Origin of the sequence: Flavobacterium sp. SORGH_AS_0622, from assembly GCF_030818825.1 — a bacterium.
Taxonomy (GTDB): domain Bacteria; phylum Bacteroidota; class Bacteroidia; order Flavobacteriales; family Flavobacteriaceae; genus Flavobacterium.
Window position 1 is genome coordinate 1,219,418 of the sequence record NZ_JAUTAX010000001.1, and the last position, 17,581, is coordinate 1,236,998.

Below are 17,581 nucleotides of genomic sequence, written 5' to 3' on the forward strand. Positions count from 1 at the left end.
AACAAAAAGCGCTCTAAGTAATTAGAGCGTTTTTTTATGATCAAGATTTAAGCGGATTAAAGTTTTTTAAAGGAGTTTTTTTGTTGAATAATTAAGGTTGTTAATTTGCTAGCCTGTAGTGAAATTAATTCAGATAAATAAAGTTCCATACATATGGGTTTGTTTACTCAAGATGTATGTGAAATTAAATCTTTAAAGGACTTCTTAGATTGCTTAAAAATTAATTCAAACAAAAAACGCTCTAATTACTTAGAGCGTTTTTTTTATCAAGATTGAAAGTTGAAAATTAATTTCTTATAGGAATTCTCCGTGTTGAGAAATATCTAAACCTAATTCTTCTTTTTCTTCAGTAACTCTTAGAGGTGTAATTTTATTTACAATAAAGAATAAAATATAAGAGCCAACAAAAGCAAAGATTGATACCACAACAAGAGCAGTTAATTGGTTGATGAATAAAGTTGGAGTTCCAAAGATTAAACCTTGATTATCTCCAACAGCTGGGTTAATTGCTTTTGAAGCAAAAACTCCCGTTAATAACATACCTACCATACCACCAACACCGTGACAAGCAAATACATCTAAAGCATCATCAATTTTTCCTTTAGGGAATTTACTAACTACAAGGTTACTTACAATTGCAGAGAATAAACCAATGAAAATTGCGTGAGGTATACTAACGAAACCAGCAGCAGGCGTAATAGCTACAAGACCTACAACAGCACCAATACAAGCACCAAGAGCAGATAATTTGTGTCCTAAAATTTTATCAAGGAAAACCCATGCCATTGCAGCAGCTGCAGCAGCAACAGTAGTTGTTCCTAAAGCTTGTACAGCTAAACCATTTGCTCCTAATGCAGATCCAGCATTGAAACCAAACCATCCAAACCAAAGTAAACCCGTACCTAATAATACGTAAGTAATTCTAGCAGGATTAACTTTTTGTACTTTTCTTTTTCCTAAGAAGATTGCTCCAGCCAATGCAGCCCATCCAGCGCTCATGTGTACTACCGTTCCACCAGCGAAATCAAGAACTCCCATTTTGAAGAAAACTCCATCAGGATGCCAAGTCATGTGAGCCAAAGGAGCATATATCAATAATATAAATAAAACCATGAATAACAAATAAGCCCAGAAACGTACACGTTCTGCAAAAGCACCTGTAATTAAAGCAGGAGTAATGATGGCAAATTTTGCTTGAAATAATGCGAATAACATAAAAGGAATTGTTGGTGCAAGGCTCCATGCAGTATTGGTTCCAACACCTTCAAAGAATAAATTATGAGATGGATCTCCAATAATTCCTCCAATAGTTGGTCCAAAAGCTAATCCGAAAGCAACGACAGTCCATAAAATAGTAACAATTACCATTGCCATAAAACTCTGAAGCATAGTACTAATTACGTTTTTCTTACCTACCATTCCTCCGTAGAAAAATCCTAAACCAGGAGTCATTAACAATACAAATGCAGTTGCCACGATCATCCAAGCTGTATCTCCTGTGTCAAACTTAACCGCTTCAGCAGGAATTGGGTTATCTGCAATGATAAAGTTTGATATAAAGGTTAGTACCAAAATAGTGATAAGAATCACAGTTAAAATAATTTTTCGCATAGTTATTTAGTTTTAAAATTTTTTATAAAAGTATAAAATGATTTCATACCCCCTAAAAAAATAGGGTTCAATGTTTAATTTTTGTTAAATTTAAAATTTGACCCCTTAAATTTTGCATGAATTTGTTAAAACAGACTTAAAATTTGTAATTCATCAACATTTATTTTCGTCTTATTAAGACTTTTAATAATTTTTGGGTTAATTGATTGTTACTTTTTACGATATATTGGATATTTGTTGTTTAAAAACGTCTGATGTTTTTTAAACGAAATAGTTTTTTAATGTTTTTTAACAATTTTGATGATTAAAATACAATGGCTGATAGAAAAATTAAATGGGGAATAGTTGGGCTGGGTAATATTGCAAGCCAGTTTGCGTCAGATTTATTATTCATAGATGATGCTGAGCTAACGGCAGTTGCTTCAAGAGATATTTCTAAAGCAGAGTTATTTGCAGAAAAATTTGGTGCTTTAAGAATGTATAATTCTTATGATCTACTTTTTGAGGACAGTGAAGTTGAAATTATTTACATTGCAACACCACATAACTCGCATGCAGCATTATGTATAAAAGCACTTGAAAACGGCAAACATGTGATATGCGAAAAACCAATGTCGCTATCTTATAATGATGCAGAAAGAATGATTGAAGCGTCTAAGAAAAATAACAGATTTTTTATGGAAGCGTTTTGGACACGTTTTATTCCGTCTATTCAAGATATATTACAAAAAGTAAATAATGGAATAATTGGAGATGTAAATTACATAAAAGCCGATTTTGCTTTTCACGGCAATGAAACTGAAAACAAAAGACTTTTTGACAAAGAATTGGGTGGCGGAGCTTTATTTGATATTGGAGTTTATCCGTTATTTCTCTCTTATATACTATTAGGAAATCCAAAAGAGATAATTGCAAAAGCCATCAAACACAAAAATGATATTGATCTACAGACTTCTATGCTATTGCAATATGAATCGGCTCAATCGGTTTTGCATGCTTCGATAGTTTCAGAATCTGATATGAAAGCATCTATAAGCGGATCAATAGGAAGAATTGAATTGAACTCGCCTTGGTTTGTTGCCGACGGATATTCTTTATTTATAAATGACGAAAAAGAAGCTGCTTTTACTTTGCCAACTTTAGGAAAAGGATATTCACACGAAATAATAGAATGTCACAATTGCATTCGAAACAATCAAATTGAAAGTAAACTTTGGTCGCATCAAAATAGTTTGGATTTGAGTAGGATTGTGGAGGAAATTAAAAATCAAATCGGATTAAGTTTTGCTTAATCCGATTTCCGTATAATTATATTCCATTAAAAATTTAATAGAAATCAATATAGTACATCCATTCTTCGGTTTTCCTATTTTTTGCTAAATAAATATTACCATTATCTACAATATTCAAATTAGCTTTTTCATCAGAAGATATTTGGAAAACAAATTCGTAATCATCTCCAAAATATATTCCTGATTGACAATAAGTAGCATATCCCCCAAGTTTATGACCGTAATTGTTTTCAATTATTTCATAATAAGAATCTATAACTCCTTCGTCTTCAAGTTGAAGTATTTTATCTGATATATCTTCTGGAATTTCAGGATCTTCCCAAACCGGATAATCTTCTTCAATTAATTTATTTGACAATGGAAAAGGTTTAATGTGAGAACTTTCATTTTTTAAATCTTTATATATTATCTCATTAGTATTTTTATATTCTCGTAAAACCCAATGATTTCCATTTGGAGTTAGATCCATTGGAATATTTTTAGAAATGAATACTGTTATTATTTTAGTGTTTATTAGAATATCAGGGACGAATGGTAATTCATTTAAACATAATTGAAATAAAGGTAACATTAAGTCACCGTTATTATCGACAGGAATTTCTTCATTTTCTAGATATAAATAAACTCTTCCAATCCAACTTTCTGTATTTGAATTTGTTGGCTTAAATCCTCCAGTAATAAATCCTGATGCTCTTTTTGCAAGTTTGGATTTTATTTTTTCGAGATCATTCATATAAATAATAAATTTTGAAAGAGTTAGTAAAAAGTAATAAAATATTTACAAAAATAATGATTTTTTGTCTATAATTAAATATTTTTACCTTTTCATTTAAGATTAATTTATGTTGACAAAAGTTTACGGAAGTGCTGTTTTTGGAGTTGAAGCTACAACTATTACTGTTGAAGTTCATATGGATAAAGGAATTGGTTATCATTTAGTTGGACTTCCCGACAATGCAATAAAAGAAAGCAGTTATAGAATTGCAGCCGCGCTTAAAAATAATGGCTTCAGTTTGCCAGGAAAAAAAATTACCATCAATATGGCGCCTGCAGATCTTCGAAAAGAAGGTTCTTCGTATGATTTAACACTCGCTATGGGAATTTTGGTAGGCTCAGATCAGATAAAAGCTCCCGAAATTGAACGTTATATTATAATGGGTGAACTTTCTTTAGACGGAAGTCTGCAGCCTATTCGCGGTGCTTTACCAATTGCCATTAAAGCAAAAGAAGAAGGTTATAAAGGTTTTTTTCTTCCTATTCAAAATGTAAAAGAAGCTGCAATTGTAGCAGATTTAGATGTTTATGGCGTAGAGAACTTGAAAGAAATCATTGACTTTTTTGCAGGTAAAGGAACTTTAAAGCCGACAGTTATTGATACCCGTGCTGAATTCTACAAAACTTTAGATTTTCCCGAATTTGATTTTTCAGATGTTCGCGGACAGGAAAGTATAAAACGCTGTATGGAAATTGCGGCAGCCGGCGGACATAACATTATTTTGATTGGCCCTCCTGGCGCCGGAAAAACAATGTTAGCAAAGCGTGTTCCTAGTATTCTGCCTCCAATGACTTTGCGAGAGGCACTTGAAACTACTAAAATTCATAGTGTTGCAGGTAAATTAAAAGAGGTTGGGTTGATGAATCAGCGTCCGTTTCGAAGTCCACATCATACTATTTCTAATGTTGCGCTTGTTGGCGGCGGCAGTTACCCACAGCCGGGAGAAATTTCGATGGCACATAATGGGGTCTTGTTTTTAGATGAATTGCCAGAATTTAAACGAGATGTTTTAGAGGTAATGCGTCAGCCTTTGGAAGACCGAGAAGTGACGATTTCCCGTGCTAAGTTTACTATTACGTATCCTTCGTCATTTATGCTTGTGGCCAGTATGAACCCAAGTCCGAGCGGATTTTTTAATGATCCGAGTGTCCCTAATACTTCTTCACCACACGAAATGCAGCGTTATATGAGTAAAATTTCAGGTCCATTATTAGACAGAATAGACATTCATATTGAGGTTACTCCAGTGCCGTTTGAGAAATTGGCAGATGAAAGAAAAGCAGAAAGCAGTGTAGAGATTCGTAAACGTGTAACAGCAGCAAGGGAAATACAAACCAAGCGATTTGAATCTGTTGAAAATGTTCATTACAACGCACAAATGAGCAGTAAATTGATTAGAGAATATTGTGTTTTAGACGAATCCTCAAAAGAATTACTGAAAACGGCAATGGAAAGACTAAATCTTTCGGCGCGAGCTTACGACAGGATTCTAAAAGTCTCCAGAACAATTGCCGATTTAGATAATGCACCCAATATAGTTTCATCGCATATTGCAGAAGCAATTCAATATAGAAGTTTAGATCGAGAAGGGTGGTTGGGATAAGTTAGTATAGTCCTGATAAATAATATCAGGACTATATCTTTTAAAGTATCAATCTTCGTATTTTGTAATATTCCAGAAACTCATTTTTCTTCTGGTAACAAAACCAAGTTTTTCATATAATTTGATTGCACCAATATTACTCTCAACAACATGTAAAAAAGGAGTTTTGTTTTCTGTAAAAATTTGATTGGCAACATACGCAGTCAATTGTTTGGCATATCCTTTTCCAGTATAATCGGGATGTGTGATAATAGCGCTGACTTCTGTAAAATCATTCATTTTCATTCGTTCACCTGCGACAGCAACTAATTTTTGATCAACAAAGATTCCGTAATAATTTCCTAATGAAGTTGTTTTTGGTTTAAAATACCCAGGCTGCACTAAATTGACCAAATCCAATAATTCGTGCTTATAATCATCCGTCAGTTTGATGATTTCATTGTCGATTTTTAGTTGAATTTTTTCATGAATAATCATTTGAAGACAAACCAATTCTCTAACAATTTTTAAAGAACTTGAAATTTTAGGTTTTTCTCCAACGACAAAGAAATTTTCAGATAACGCTGCGTAAGCGCCGGTTGCTTTTTCAGTTTCTTCAAGGTTTATAAAACCACCAAACGGACAATAATCGGGATTGTAAAATTTAACCCCATTATAATCAATGCAAAATTTTTCATGTTCTTCAGATAAAGAATTCCAGACAGGATTGTCCAGTTTATTTTCGTCAATATTATTCATTTTTATTTTTTAGTTTGAGGATAGAAAAATTTAAATGAGTTCGATACTGCTGGATGAAGAATAGTTCCGTGGTTTTCTTCTGGTAAATAATCGAAATAAACGTGGATGTTTTTACTTTTTGATTCTTTTATTTTTTCTGCCAGCAAATTTGCGTCAACTTCCATAACTCTCGGGATTTCTGTTGGCGTTAAGCCTTCTTTTCCAACAGCAATATAAATGTCTGTTTTTTGATTGAAATTTTCTTTTAATATTTCAGAATCTAAATCGAGTAAAGAACCGTTATTCCACCATAAACTCGGACTTACAATCACATATTTATTAAACAGAAAAGGTTTTTTTAACAGCATTTCGGTTTCTAATAATCCGCCTAAAGACTGGCCGATAATGGTTTTAGAATCGTTTGTTTTGTATTTTTTCTCAATAAAAGGCTGTAATTCTTTTTCGATAAAAGCAATAAATCGATCTGAATGACCTGTAGTTGGAAATCGGGTTTTGTCATTTTGAATTGTTGTCGGAAATGTAAAATCTCTTCTACGGTCTACTGTAGCAATTCCTACTACAATTGATTTCGGGACCTGATTGATCCATTCAAAACTATTAAATTGAACTAAACCAGAAATATGTATAAAATCTTCATCAGCAGAACCATCAAGTAGATAGATAACTGGATATTTGGTGTCTTCAGCAGGATTATAATCTGCAGGGAGGTAGATGTTTAGGATTCTTTTTTCGTTTAATTCTTTCGATTGAATTTCATCAATGACGCCTAGAATAAAAGGTTTTTGTATTGCTGTAACTTTAGTTTTGTTTTTTTGACCGAATATTAAAGTGAAAGTAAAAAGAAACAAAGCCAGGGTAAAAAATTTGTTCATGAAGTAAGTAAAAAGTATAAAAACGAAAATACGAATTTTATACCTGAAATCCCTTTTTTCCTTGGCTTTGTTTGTTAATTTGAAGTTATTTATTCTCAGCAAAAATCTCATCCAAACCTTCCATTGCAATAGTAAAGCCTTCTTTAAAGCCCATTTGAATGATTGCTTCCAAATCAGAAAGTTTGTCGTGTTTGATTACTATATCAACAAAAGTATGATCTCCTTCTTCCGAAAAAGTCACATCCCAATTTGAGCGTGGAAAATCTGTGTTCAAATTTCCTTCACTATCGCTAAAAGCATCCTTATATTTAAAATTAGTTTTTGGACTAATAGAAGTAAAATCTGCAATTGCCCAATGTTCTTCACCTTCGGGACCAACCATTGCATATAATCTTCTTCCGCCTTCTTTAAAATCCATGCTTTTTGTGCGTGATTTCCAAGGAGCAGGCGCCCACCATTGATCTAAAATAGCAGCTTCTGTCCAAGCAGACCATACATTTGACAACGGGGCATTAAACTCACGTTTTACATTTACGGTGTTATTTTCCTTATTTACAGTAAAATTCATTAATAGATTCGATTTCATTTTCTTTAGATTTTAAATTCATTAATAGTTATTTTGTAGAAAGATTTTATTTTTTTGCTTCCAGAATTTTTTCTAATCCTTGCAGTGCGCTTGTAAAGCCTTCTTTGAATCCCATTTCAATTATTTTTTCTAATTCTTCTAAACTGCCGCGCTTAATAGCAATATCCACAATTGTAGAATCGCCATTTTCAGAGAAATTAATATCCCAGTAAGAACTGCCTAAATCAGAATTAGGAACTCCTTCTGCATCGCAGAAAGTAGATGAATGTTTAAAATTTGTTTTAGGAGAAATTGAAGTATATTCAAAAACAGCCCAGCGTTCTTCTCCTTCTGGACTTACCATGGCGTATAATCTTTTGCCGCCTTCTCTAAACTCCATAAACTTTGTTTTAGATTTAAATGGAGCCGGCGCCCACCACAAATCTAAAATTGCGGCATCTGTCCAAGCAGACCAAACGTTTGATAATGACGCATTAAATTCGCGTTTTACATTGACAGTTTTATTTTCCTTGTCTACAGAAAAATTCATTATGAGATTAGATTTCATTTTCTTTAGATTTTAAATTCATTAATACCTGATCCAATTGATCAAAACGCTGTTCCCAAATCTTTTTGAATTGCTCCAGCCAGTGATCTATTTCTTTCATTTTATCTATTTTAAGTTGATAGTAAATTTCTCTTCCTAATTTTTTTTCTTCCAATAAATCACATTCATTCAATATTTTGATGTGTTTAGAAACGGCTTGTCTTGTAGTTTGAAACTGTTCTGCGATTGCATTTGGGGTTAATGCAGTCGAAGAAATCAAAACTAAAATTGCTCTACGTGTCGGATCGGCAATAGCCTGAAAAATATCTCGTTTCATTTTTTTTATATTTGCGCAACTAATTAGTTGCAAATATACGCAACTTTTTGGTTGCGCAATAAAAAATATTGTTTTTTTATTGATTAATTTTGAAAACAAAAAAAAGGCGCATTAAAAAAGCGCCTTTTATGTATTTTAATATGAGATAATTATCTTCTAAATTTATTGCGAACAATAATATCTTTTAGCTTAGCTTTCAGGTCTTCACCTGTATCAAAAACCATTTGTTCGTTATTAGGAAACGGAACTGGTCGTTTTGCAAAATAAGTTTGATAATTGTCTTCACAAGCATTTCGATCCCCTTTATATTTCGAATAAATATTCTCAAAAACAAATTCGCTGCTTATTGGAAACGTTTGCACCAGCTGATTCGATTTTAAATCCACATAATCGATTTTTGCCGTTACCTGACACGATTTAAATTGTCTAAATTCATAAACTGTAGCACGAAGAATTTTATAATTATCTACTTTTATTTCTCTGCCCAAACTATCTTTTACAGGTCTTCCGCGGTTGTCCAAAAGCGTTTTTACACCATCTTTTATCTGTCTCTCTTTGCTGAATTCTTTTTCTTTAATTTGTTCTGGAGAAATATATATATCCCTAAAATTAATAATCAAACTATAATCATAGTTTACATTTTTTTGTCTTGCATTATGATAAACTGTCCATTTATCATTTAATCCGTAAGTTTTAAAATCCAGCAAATCATCCTGAAGCATTTTAGGAATTACCATATTGGTTTCGTTTTTTGCATAAACATCCACAAAATCGGTTCCTTTAAAAAGTGCATCATCCATTAATTTTTTGGTATTTTTATACCCAGGATTAATACTTTCCAAATACGAAAAATCATCATACGCCTTTCTAAAATCCATTTTGTTATTCGATTTCAGAAGTGCAGAAGCATTCTCATACAAATATTTCGAAAGTGCATTTTTACTGTTCACGATCTCATTTGAATAATTGTCAAATGCAAAATTCGCATTTCTGCCTTGCTTTATTAATTTCAAAGGCAAAATCGGACTAATTTTTTCCTGACGGCTATTCAGCTGTAAATAAGTATTATAAATACGCTCTGCATTGGCAGGATTTGCATCTTTCGACAGTATTTCCAGATCACGCAGATCTCGGTCTTTCGCTTTTGCAAAAGCCTCTTCGAGTAAATACACATAATCTTGTTTTCCTTTCGAATCCTTATTAGTTCTCAATGCTTCAACAGCGCGGTCAATAGCACCATCATAATTTCCGTCGCTTATCAATGCCTGAGTCGTTTTTACGCCGCAGGAAGAAAGAGCCAAAAAGAATATAAAAAATAGTAAAGTAGTTTTTTGCATAGTATTTCTTTTGAAGGTGTAAATATATCTTTTTTAACTTTCAACAACTATGCCTTTTTTTGATTTATTTTTAGAAGCAGAAATACAGGTTTTCACAAGAACTTTTAGTCCCGCTTTCACCTTTATCTCTCCATTTCATTACGAGGATATCGGCTCTATCGGGGCTAGAATAGAACATTTTGTTTTCATAAAATCCTTTTTAAATTCGATTATTCGATTACTTTTTTATACTCAAAAGTACCAATTTGTGGAGTTGTAATAATTCTTTTCTGAGTATCAAAGTAGTCAATACTAAATTTTACAGGCATTAAGATTGCAATAATAGTAAGCTCTTTATTGTCTTTAGACAACTTCCATTTCGCTTTGTGCGATTCGTCGCCAACCAAACTTTCAAAATCACCATTTTCTTTAAAAACCTGAAAAACCTGATCGGTTTTATAATATTCCTGAATATTTTTGTCCTTACCGTTTTTGGTCCATTTTACCAATTGCCATTTTCCAATAAGCTCTTTAGAAGTCTGTGCATTTGCTGATAAACCAATTAAAAGAACAAAAGCTAAAATTAATTTTCTCATTTTAAATAGATTAGAATTGAAGAATAAATTTAGTGAATTTCTGAATTATATAAAATCTTTCAATTATCCCAATTTTCAATAAAGTTATCTTTCCATAATTTTTGGGCAAATTCTTTAAAAACTTTTGGACCTTTTTTGAAATTCTCATCCAATTTATATTCACCGCCAATAAATTGTTTTTCGCCGTTATCGAGAACTCCAACTTGAACTCTGCTTTCACCGCGCACCGCATATTTCTGATTATTTTCGTACATAATAATCTTCATATCACACGGACTCACATCACCGTGGCAGGTTGTTTTGTACATCAGCCAAGTTTCAGCGATTCCGTTATTGTTTAAATCAGTTACTTGAAAAGTATTTTTTACAAACGAAGCCACAATATCAACTGGGCAGTCTGCAATAAAATCGTAAACTTTCCAAGTTTGTTTTACTTCATTTCCAGAAACAATAAAATGATACGCAAACAATTCAGCATCAGAGCTGTCTTCGGATTCATGCTCGAATTTTTTGTTGATATGATATCCTGTTTCGGTAGTAATAACAATATTATCGCCCAATTTGTCTTTCCATCGAACAGCATTTTTTACAAAACCTTCATATTTTATTGAAGCTGGAAATTGTGTCGAGTCGATTTTTTCTACGGTTAAAACAAAGTTTTCGTTTTCAGTTTTGTTCAATTCTTGGTTTGTCAATTCTTTTGTTTCTGCTTTCTTCTCATCTTTACAACTTGAAAAGAAAATAAAACCCACTAACAAAATGGCAATTTTTTTCATGGATCGTTTTTGGCTTTTAAATATTTTTAATTTGTCAATAGTTTTTTGATCAATACGATTTGTCCTAAATGATAATAACTATGTTCCAGCATAGCTTCGATATTTCTTTTGTAAGTTCCGTATTTTTCATCAACAAAAGCTTGATCTAATTTTTCGTCAGGGATTTGCTCAACCAGCGAAGCGAATTCTTCAGCTTCATTCCAAAATTTAATTAAAAAGTTTTCCCATTCTTGCTGTGAATGAATAGGAGGAAAGTCGAAGCTGAATTTATCTTTAATATCCAGCGTTCCGCCTTTAAACACATTGTTTATTCCGTTGATATAATAATGAATGTGCTGTGCTAAAAGCGCGATCGTATTTAGGCTTTGAATTGGAGTAACTGCCATTTCCCAATTCAAGTTCTGCAGTTGGTCTTTGTAATTTGTGTTGGCAATCCAAGTACCGTTTAAAATGACTTCTCTAAAACGATTCGCTATTTCTGTATTGTTTTTCATAATCAAAATAGTTTAGAAGTTAATTTATTACAATTTTATTCCTGCTGAATCCAGTTGTATTTTCCGTTATCTAGATAAATAATCCCGCCTCCGCAGCTTTCTTCGGCGTGAATAAAGATTCCGTCATTTGGCAATTTTATTTTATCTTCTTCTTTTACTTCTTCGTCGGTTATAATTTCGCCGTCGTCATTTACGTTATTCCAATAAATTTCACCTTTCGGTGCTTTTTCAAATATTCCAGCCCAATCAATTTCGTCAAAACCTTGATCTAAAATTGTATTTCCCAGACCGAAATAATCTGTTCTTTTCCCGTTTCCATAAGTAATTTTTAGCCCACTTTTGTTGTTGTTTGTACTTCTTACAATTTCTACGGTTTCATTTTTTCCATCTCCATCGAGATCGCATAAAATTTGGTTCGTTTTATGTTTTTTTGAAATTACGATAGTGTCTGTTTTTTCGGTTTCAGATTCAGGAATACTCTGTATACTATCTTTTTGTACAATTGTAGAAGTTTTGACTTTGATTTCTTTTTTACAAGAAACAGCAATTAAAGAAAGGAGAATTAAAATTCTGGTTTTCATATTAGGATTTTGGCTTGAAATTTCAAAATGCTAATATAAAAAAATACGTACGAAATTCTACAATTTATCTTGTCGTAAACACATATCACTTAAATGTATTTCAGCCACCAATGATTATTTTCAGTCTTATATTTTCCGAACCATTGGCAAGGTTTGTAAAGCAGCGCAACAACAAAAATCCAAATTAAATAAATTGCCCAAAGATGTAAACCGCTTTCAATGCTTTTAGGTCTGCCAAAAGTTCCCGAAGCAAATTCCAATTGAGACCAATTAAAGCCTTGTGCCAAAAGTATAAAAAGCGTTAGAATATGAATAACATAAAAGTGAACAACAAAATAAAATAAGGGCACTTTTCCGTAAACCATAGTTGCTTTTTTAACCGTATTATGAAATTGTTCTGCAAAAGCGAGCAGTAAAAACATAATGCCTAAAGTAACCAAACAGAATAGGAGAGAAGGCGGATATTTGGTTACATTCATAAATGATAAAAAGGTGAAAGTTGAGTCTTTTTGTGTAGTCCATAAAGCGGGATCACCATAAATATTTACCAATCGAATTACCGTAAATAAAGCTAAAGCACTCAAACCGATTTTTAAGAATAGTTTTTTTCTTTGTCCTTGTGCCAGTTCAAAGAATTTTCCTGCTGCAAAACCAACGAGCATAATTCCAAGCCACGGAATTGGCGGATAGCCCATAATAAATGCTTTTCCTGCAAATGGAAAAACAGCTGGTCCAAAGAGGGGAGTTAAGATGGTTTTTAAAACTGAATTTTCTGCAAACGGAATAATTGGCAGGAGATTATGGAAAAAGATAATTACAAGTCCCACAATGCCCAAAGTTTGAGAACGGACTTTTAATAATAAACTCAAAACGACAAACCCAAAGCCTATTGCGGCTATGACTTCAAATAAAAGGGTATGAAAACCAATATCGAAAAACAATCCAAAATTGACAACTGTAAATTCAAGCAGGATTAACCAAAGACCTCTTTTCAATAAAAGCTGTCTGGTTTCGGCAGCATTGTTTTTGTTTTGAAGCGAAAGATAGACCGAAGTTCCCGCCAAGAAAACAAAAATAGGCGCGCACAAATGTGTAATCCAGCGTGTACAAAACAACAAAGGAGAAGTCGTTGCCAAATCGGTTGGGCTTTGTGTAATCGAATCGACATGCATTAAATCCCGAACATGGTCAAGAGCCATAACAATCATTACAATTCCGCGTACAATGTCTATCGATGGCTGTCGTTTCATGTTTTTGATTTTTAAATACTTAAGGGTAAAACTATGAATTATTTTTTAAGTTTTATAATCAATATTTTGACTTTAAAATTATTAAATGATAAAGTAAAATGAATTGCCTGCAGCTTTAGCGGGAGGTCACCTATAGCAAAAAAAAAAAATGGCTTTAGCCAAAATAAATTTATTCATTTGGTTAAAGCCTATTCTAGACTTACTATATGAACCTCAAGCTAAAGCTGGAGGCAATTGAAAGATTATTGCTTTCTAATTTTTATCTGATACACAATCTCCCAAAAAATAATAGAAAGAACCGCATTAGCAAAAATGGCCGTTTTAACCTGATATGGATCGTAATTTACAAGCAGATGCAGATTGGTAAACTGTAGAGCTAGGAACATAGCTAAAGCCGCAATCCCGACAGCGCAAAGTACGTTAAGCAAAGGTTTCCATTTTAGGGCAAAAAAAGCATAGATGAGATTTAAAACTCCAAAACCAACTCCTAAAACTACAAACGGATCGCCTTTTATTTTTTCGTTTAACGACAGTAAGAAAGGTGTCGAAGTCAGATATAAAAAGAATAAGATGGAGTAAAGAAGAATTCGTATTTGTGGTTTCATTTTGTGTTTTTTTATCAAGCAAAATTAAGCATTTAAAATGAAGCTGTGATTAGTATTTTATTGCAAAAGTGTTTCCAGTTTAGTTTCAGATTTTTCTTTTAGCGGACTATTTGCCTGCAAACTCCAAATAATTAGAAATTTTCCTTTTGCCAGATATTCTTCTGGATGTTCAGCTGTTGGTTCGCCCGCTTTTCCCCACAGCAAACCTTGCAGGAATCGATCGCCTTTAAAAACGTGATCAAATTCAAAATACATGATAGAACCGCGGTCTGCTTTACTTTTAAAGCTTTGAATAGCTTTATTTTTTACAGTTCCAACAATATTGCTGTAGGTTTCAATATCATTATAAAAATTGCAGGCTTGCGGCGTAATACAAATATTTCCGTCACTAACCATATAACCGCCTTTTGGAATTTCTTTTGGTTTTAGTTTTAAATCTGCAATGGTTTGACTGAATAAATTTGTTGTAAATAGTAGGAATAGAGTTGACAGGGTAATTGTGAATTTCATTGGTTTTGGGGATTGATTTGGTAAGGCTAAAATAATATTTTTTATTTGAGTTTAATTAAGTAAATCGTTTGTAAAACTGTTCGCTGTCTTTTGTATCTATTACAATTGTTTTGGCGCATAAATCTCCTAACCTTTGATTATAAGTAGAGTTTTTTATTAGCAATATTCCCAATAGTCCGAAAAACCAAAAATCAAGAATATCAAATAAATGTCGCACAAAAGATTGGCCTAAAGTTAAACTTGTAGTTTTGCTATCTTTTATAGAAATAACTTGTAAATCAAACATCTGATTTCCCAGCGTTGCTCCAAATTTTACTTCAAATCCAACCATGTAGCCAAACCATATTAAAAAATTGAAGAATGCGGGAAATCCTTGTAATTCATATCCATTTTTGGTTTTTTCTCCAAAGTATAGAAACATAACGAGGACTACTCCAAACATTAACGAATAGTCAATTAATCCGGCAAGGATTCTTTTTTTAAGATTGGGTTTTGTGGCAATTTGTTCTGAGGTCATTTTTTGGTTTTTTAGTTTACAAAAAAAGCACAAAATCATAAGATATTTGTGCTTTTGCAAAATTTTATTTTTGAAGGAATTATTTCCCTTTTAGTAATTTTTCTAAATATTCAACTTTGTCTTTTTCTGCCTGAACTAAACGTTCGTAAAGTTCTATAACTTTATCAAGCGGATTGAAATTACAAATATTATTATGACCAAAATTGCTGTTTGAAACGGAATCATTAAATGTATTAAAATAATTAAATACATTTTCTTCTGAAAAACTTTCAATTGCTTCTACTGTAACGCCTAGCGCTTCTGCAATTTTCGTAAGTTTTGTTTCGTCGATAGTTTCGCTTCCTTCAATACCAGAAATCGCCTGTTGATTTGTGCCAATTGCCTGCGCAAGTGCTTCCTGCTTCATACCTCGAAGTTCTCTGATTCGGCTGATATTTCTACCGATATGTCTTGGTTTTGTTGTTGCGCTCATATTTCAAAGGTATTTAATTTTTTTGATTTTTTTTAAAGAGTAAGTATATGATTTTATGAGGTAGTTTATTATTCTAAGTTTCAATTTCAATTTCCAATTATCCCCAATCTTGTCATTTCGACGAAGGAGAAATCTTCGCAAGTAGCTCTACAAAGATTGGAAATTTTACTATAGATTATCCAAATAAATAATTCAAAAAATCCAAATCTGGATTAATAGTTTTTATTAATTCAATTTTCTTCTCTCTTCGCCAGTCTTTTATTTCTTTTTCACGAGTAATTGCTTCTTGTATACATGTGAATTTTTCATAATATAACAAGTAAGTTGCATTGTATTTTGATGTAAAGGTTCTATTTCCAGTTATACTGTTTTCTTTATGTTGGCTCAAACGGATTCTTAAATTATTTGTCACTCCTGTGTAGAAAACAGTTTTGTATTTGTTTGTTAGTATGTATATGTAATAGGTATGATAGCCTTCTTGATGTAGCATTTTTTTTGATGCTAAAGATAAAACTTAATTTAAGATTTTTCTTTCTTTTTGTAAGAATTTGATATGCTATGTGGAGTTTCTTGCGAAGATTTCTCCTTCGTCGAAATGACAAACTTGGTGATTACTTTGGGTGTATTTTTAAACTGAAAAGACAAAAGAAGTACTTTGTGGAGCTACTAGCGAAGATTTCTTTCCCTAAGCCTCGGGATCGAAATGACAAAAATAAGGGATAGCTTCGACTTCGCTCAGCAGGACAAAGCGCAGCAGATAATCTAAAATCTATCCCGAGGCTTCGGGACTAAAATCTAAAATAAAAAATCCCGCTTCAATTAAGAAACGGGATTTCGGTGATATTCTCTTTTTTTTTTTATTTTAAACTGTTGCAGCAATTTCTTCTGGCAACGGAATTTGATTTTTAAGTAAATCTTCGAAAGTTTCGGCTTGGCGAATCAAGATTCCTTGTCCGTTCATCCAAAGAACTTCGGCTGGTTTGTATCTTGAATTGTAGTTCGAAGACATTGAGAAACAATAAGCTCCAGCGTTTCTGAACGCTAAAATGTCTCCTTCTGTGATTTCTGAAATTCTGCGGTTGTTGGCAAAAGTATCCGTTTCGCAAATGTATCCTACAACTGAGTAAAAACGCTCTTTTCCTTTCGGATTTGAGATGTTTTCAATATGGTGTGAAGATCCGTATAACATTGGGCGAATTAAGTGGTTGAAACCACTATCAACTCCAGCGAAAACCGTTGACGTTGTTTGTTTTACTACGTTTACTTTTACTAGGAAATGACCTGCTTCGCTCACCAAGAATTTTCCTGGTTCGAAAATCAAAGTTAAATCTCTACCATATTCTGCACAGAAAGCATTGAATCTTTTAGATAATTTTTTACCTAATTCTTCGATGTCTGTTTCGATATCGTCTTTTTTGTAAGGAACTTTAAATCCGCTTCCGAAATCTAAGAATTCTAGATCTTTGAAGTTTTTCGCTGTATCGAACAAAATTTCAGCAGCATACAAGAATACTTCGATATCTAAAATATCAGATCCTGTGTGCATGTGAATTCCAACAATACTCATTTTTGTGTTCTCCACAATTCGTAAGATATGAGGAATTTGGTGAACAGAGATTCCGAATTTACTGTCGATATGTCCAACAGAGATGTTAGCATTTCCACCCGCCATTACGTGCGGATTGATACGAATACATACCGGAATCTGAGGATATTTTGTTCCGAATTGCTCCAGAATAGATAAGTTATCAATATTGATTTGTACACCCATTGCGGCAACTTCTTCGATTTCTTCTAGAGAAACTCCGTTTGGTGTAAAGAAAATTTTGTCAGGATCATAGCCAGCATGAAGTCCCAATAAAACTTCTTGAATTGATACAGTATCTAAACCAGACCCCATGTTCTTTAATAACTGAAGAATCGCAACGTTTGACAATGCCTTCATGGCATAATTAACTCTTAAGTTTTCTACCTTAGAGAAAGCTTTAGTTAACCTATTGTACTGAGATTGGATTTTTTCGGCATCATAAACATATAATGGACTTCCAAATTGGTCTGCTAACTGCAGTAAATCTTTTGCTTGCATTTTTAAATCATTTTGGGCAAAGTTATTACACTTTTATC

At 32.8% G+C, this 17,581-nt stretch carries 20 protein-coding genes and 1 pseudogene; 2 read left to right on the forward strand and 19 right to left on the reverse strand.

Going from position 1 to position 17,581, the window contains the following annotated elements; genetic code table 11:
* Positions 1-294: 294 nt before the first annotated feature.
* Positions 295-1,611 (reverse strand): ammonium transporter, encoded by a 1,317-nt coding sequence (locus QE431_RS05255; RefSeq protein WP_057119271.1) that lies wholly within the window; start codon positions 1,609-1,611, stop codon positions 295-297.
* A gap of 314 nt (positions 1,612-1,925) precedes the next feature.
* Here QE431_RS05255 and QE431_RS05260 point away from each other — a divergent pair, with 314 nt between their 5' ends.
* Positions 1,926-2,903 carry a Gfo/Idh/MocA family protein gene (locus QE431_RS05260; protein ID WP_307293460.1) on the forward strand — a complete coding sequence of 326 codons (978 nt, stop codon included), beginning with the start codon at positions 1,926-1,928 and terminating at the stop codon, positions 2,901-2,903.
* Positions 2,904-2,937: 34 nt separating this feature from the next.
* Here QE431_RS05260 and QE431_RS05265 read toward each other — a convergent pair whose 3' ends face one another.
* Positions 2,938-3,636 (reverse strand): DUF1963 domain-containing protein, encoded by a 699-nt coding sequence (locus QE431_RS05265; RefSeq protein WP_307293463.1) that lies wholly within the window; start codon positions 3,634-3,636, stop codon positions 2,938-2,940.
* A 109-nt stretch (positions 3,637-3,745) separates the two neighbouring features.
* Here QE431_RS05265 and QE431_RS05270 point away from each other — a divergent pair, with 109 nt between their 5' ends.
* Complete coding sequence (locus QE431_RS05270) at positions 3,746-5,281, forward strand: YifB family Mg chelatase-like AAA ATPase (protein WP_307293466.1); 1,536 nt, start codon at positions 3,746-3,748, stop codon at positions 5,279-5,281.
* Positions 5,282-5,329: 48 nt separating this feature from the next.
* Here the strand turns inward: QE431_RS05270 and QE431_RS05275 are convergent, their stop codons facing one another.
* From QE431_RS05275 to lysA, 17 genes and pseudogenes are all read right to left on the reverse strand, one after another.
* On the reverse strand, positions 5,330-6,019 hold the full coding sequence (locus QE431_RS05275; protein WP_307293468.1) for a GNAT family N-acetyltransferase: 690 nt from the start codon (positions 6,017-6,019) through the stop codon (positions 5,330-5,332).
* 2 nt (positions 6,020-6,021) lie between these two features.
* Positions 6,022-6,891, reverse strand: coding sequence for an alpha/beta hydrolase (locus tag QE431_RS05280; protein ID WP_307293471.1), 870 nt, complete (start codon positions 6,889-6,891; stop codon positions 6,022-6,024).
* 85 nt (positions 6,892-6,976) lie between these two features.
* Positions 6,977-7,477 carry an SRPBCC domain-containing protein gene (locus QE431_RS05285; protein WP_307293474.1) on the reverse strand — a complete coding sequence of 167 codons (501 nt, stop codon included), beginning with the start codon at positions 7,475-7,477 and terminating at the stop codon, positions 6,977-6,979.
* Positions 7,478-7,523: 46 nt separating this feature from the next.
* Positions 7,524-8,024 carry an SRPBCC domain-containing protein gene (locus QE431_RS05290; protein WP_307293477.1) on the reverse strand — a complete coding sequence of 167 codons (501 nt, stop codon included), beginning with the start codon at positions 8,022-8,024 and terminating at the stop codon, positions 7,524-7,526.
* Positions 8,014-8,340 carry a helix-turn-helix transcriptional regulator gene (locus QE431_RS05295; RefSeq protein ID WP_095955027.1) on the reverse strand — a complete coding sequence of 109 codons (327 nt, stop codon included), beginning with the start codon at positions 8,338-8,340 and terminating at the stop codon, positions 8,014-8,016. Before QE431_RS05295 ends, QE431_RS05290 begins: the two co-directional genes overlap by 11 nt.
* 149 nt (positions 8,341-8,489) lie before the next feature.
* Entirely contained in the window at positions 8,490-9,677 is a 1,188-nt protein-coding gene (locus QE431_RS05300; protein WP_307293481.1) for a hypothetical protein, read from the reverse strand.
* A 209-nt stretch (positions 9,678-9,886) separates the two neighbouring features.
* Complete coding sequence (locus tag QE431_RS05305) at positions 9,887-10,252, reverse strand: hypothetical protein (protein ID WP_307293483.1); 366 nt, start codon at positions 10,250-10,252, stop codon at positions 9,887-9,889.
* A 59-nt stretch (positions 10,253-10,311) separates the two neighbouring features.
* Entirely contained in the window at positions 10,312-11,028 is a 717-nt protein-coding gene (locus QE431_RS05310; protein ID WP_307293486.1) for a M949_RS01915 family surface polysaccharide biosynthesis protein, read from the reverse strand.
* A 26-nt stretch (positions 11,029-11,054) separates the two neighbouring features.
* A complete protein-coding gene (locus QE431_RS05315; protein WP_307293489.1) occupies positions 11,055-11,522 on the reverse strand; it encodes a DUF1572 domain-containing protein in 468 nt (155 codons plus the stop codon).
* A gap of 35 nt (positions 11,523-11,557) precedes the next feature.
* Complete coding sequence (locus QE431_RS05320; RefSeq protein ID WP_307293492.1) at positions 11,558-12,103, reverse strand: hypothetical protein; 546 nt, start codon at positions 12,101-12,103, stop codon at positions 11,558-11,560.
* 89 nt (positions 12,104-12,192) lie between these two features.
* A complete protein-coding gene (locus tag QE431_RS05325; protein WP_307293495.1) occupies positions 12,193-13,353 on the reverse strand; it encodes a DUF1624 domain-containing protein in 1,161 nt (386 codons plus the stop codon).
* 242 nt (positions 13,354-13,595) lie between these two features.
* Positions 13,596-13,958, reverse strand: a complete 363-nt coding sequence (locus QE431_RS05330) for a hypothetical protein (RefSeq protein WP_134140623.1) — start codon at positions 13,956-13,958, stop codon at positions 13,596-13,598.
* A gap of 57 nt (positions 13,959-14,015) precedes the next feature.
* Positions 14,016-14,468: a hypothetical protein gene (locus tag QE431_RS05335; protein ID WP_307293500.1), complete on the reverse strand. Its 453-nt coding sequence runs from the start codon at positions 14,466-14,468 to the stop codon at positions 14,016-14,018.
* A gap of 55 nt (positions 14,469-14,523) precedes the next feature.
* Positions 14,524-14,985 (reverse strand): RDD family protein, encoded by a 462-nt coding sequence (locus QE431_RS05340; protein WP_307293503.1) that lies wholly within the window; start codon positions 14,983-14,985, stop codon positions 14,524-14,526.
* Positions 14,986-15,064: 79 nt separating this feature from the next.
* Positions 15,065-15,457 carry a helix-turn-helix domain-containing protein gene (locus QE431_RS05345; RefSeq protein WP_307293506.1) on the reverse strand — a complete coding sequence of 131 codons (393 nt, stop codon included), beginning with the start codon at positions 15,455-15,457 and terminating at the stop codon, positions 15,065-15,067.
* Between the two features lie 175 nt (positions 15,458-15,632).
* Positions 15,633-15,947, reverse strand: coding sequence for a GIY-YIG nuclease family protein (locus tag QE431_RS05350; RefSeq protein WP_307293509.1), 315 nt, complete (start codon positions 15,945-15,947; stop codon positions 15,633-15,635).
* A gap of 372 nt (positions 15,948-16,319) precedes the next feature.
* Positions 16,320-17,546 (reverse strand): annotated as a pseudogene (lysA, locus tag QE431_RS05355) (diaminopimelate decarboxylase); the annotation flags it as partial.
* Between the last annotated feature and the right edge of the window lie 35 nt (positions 17,547-17,581).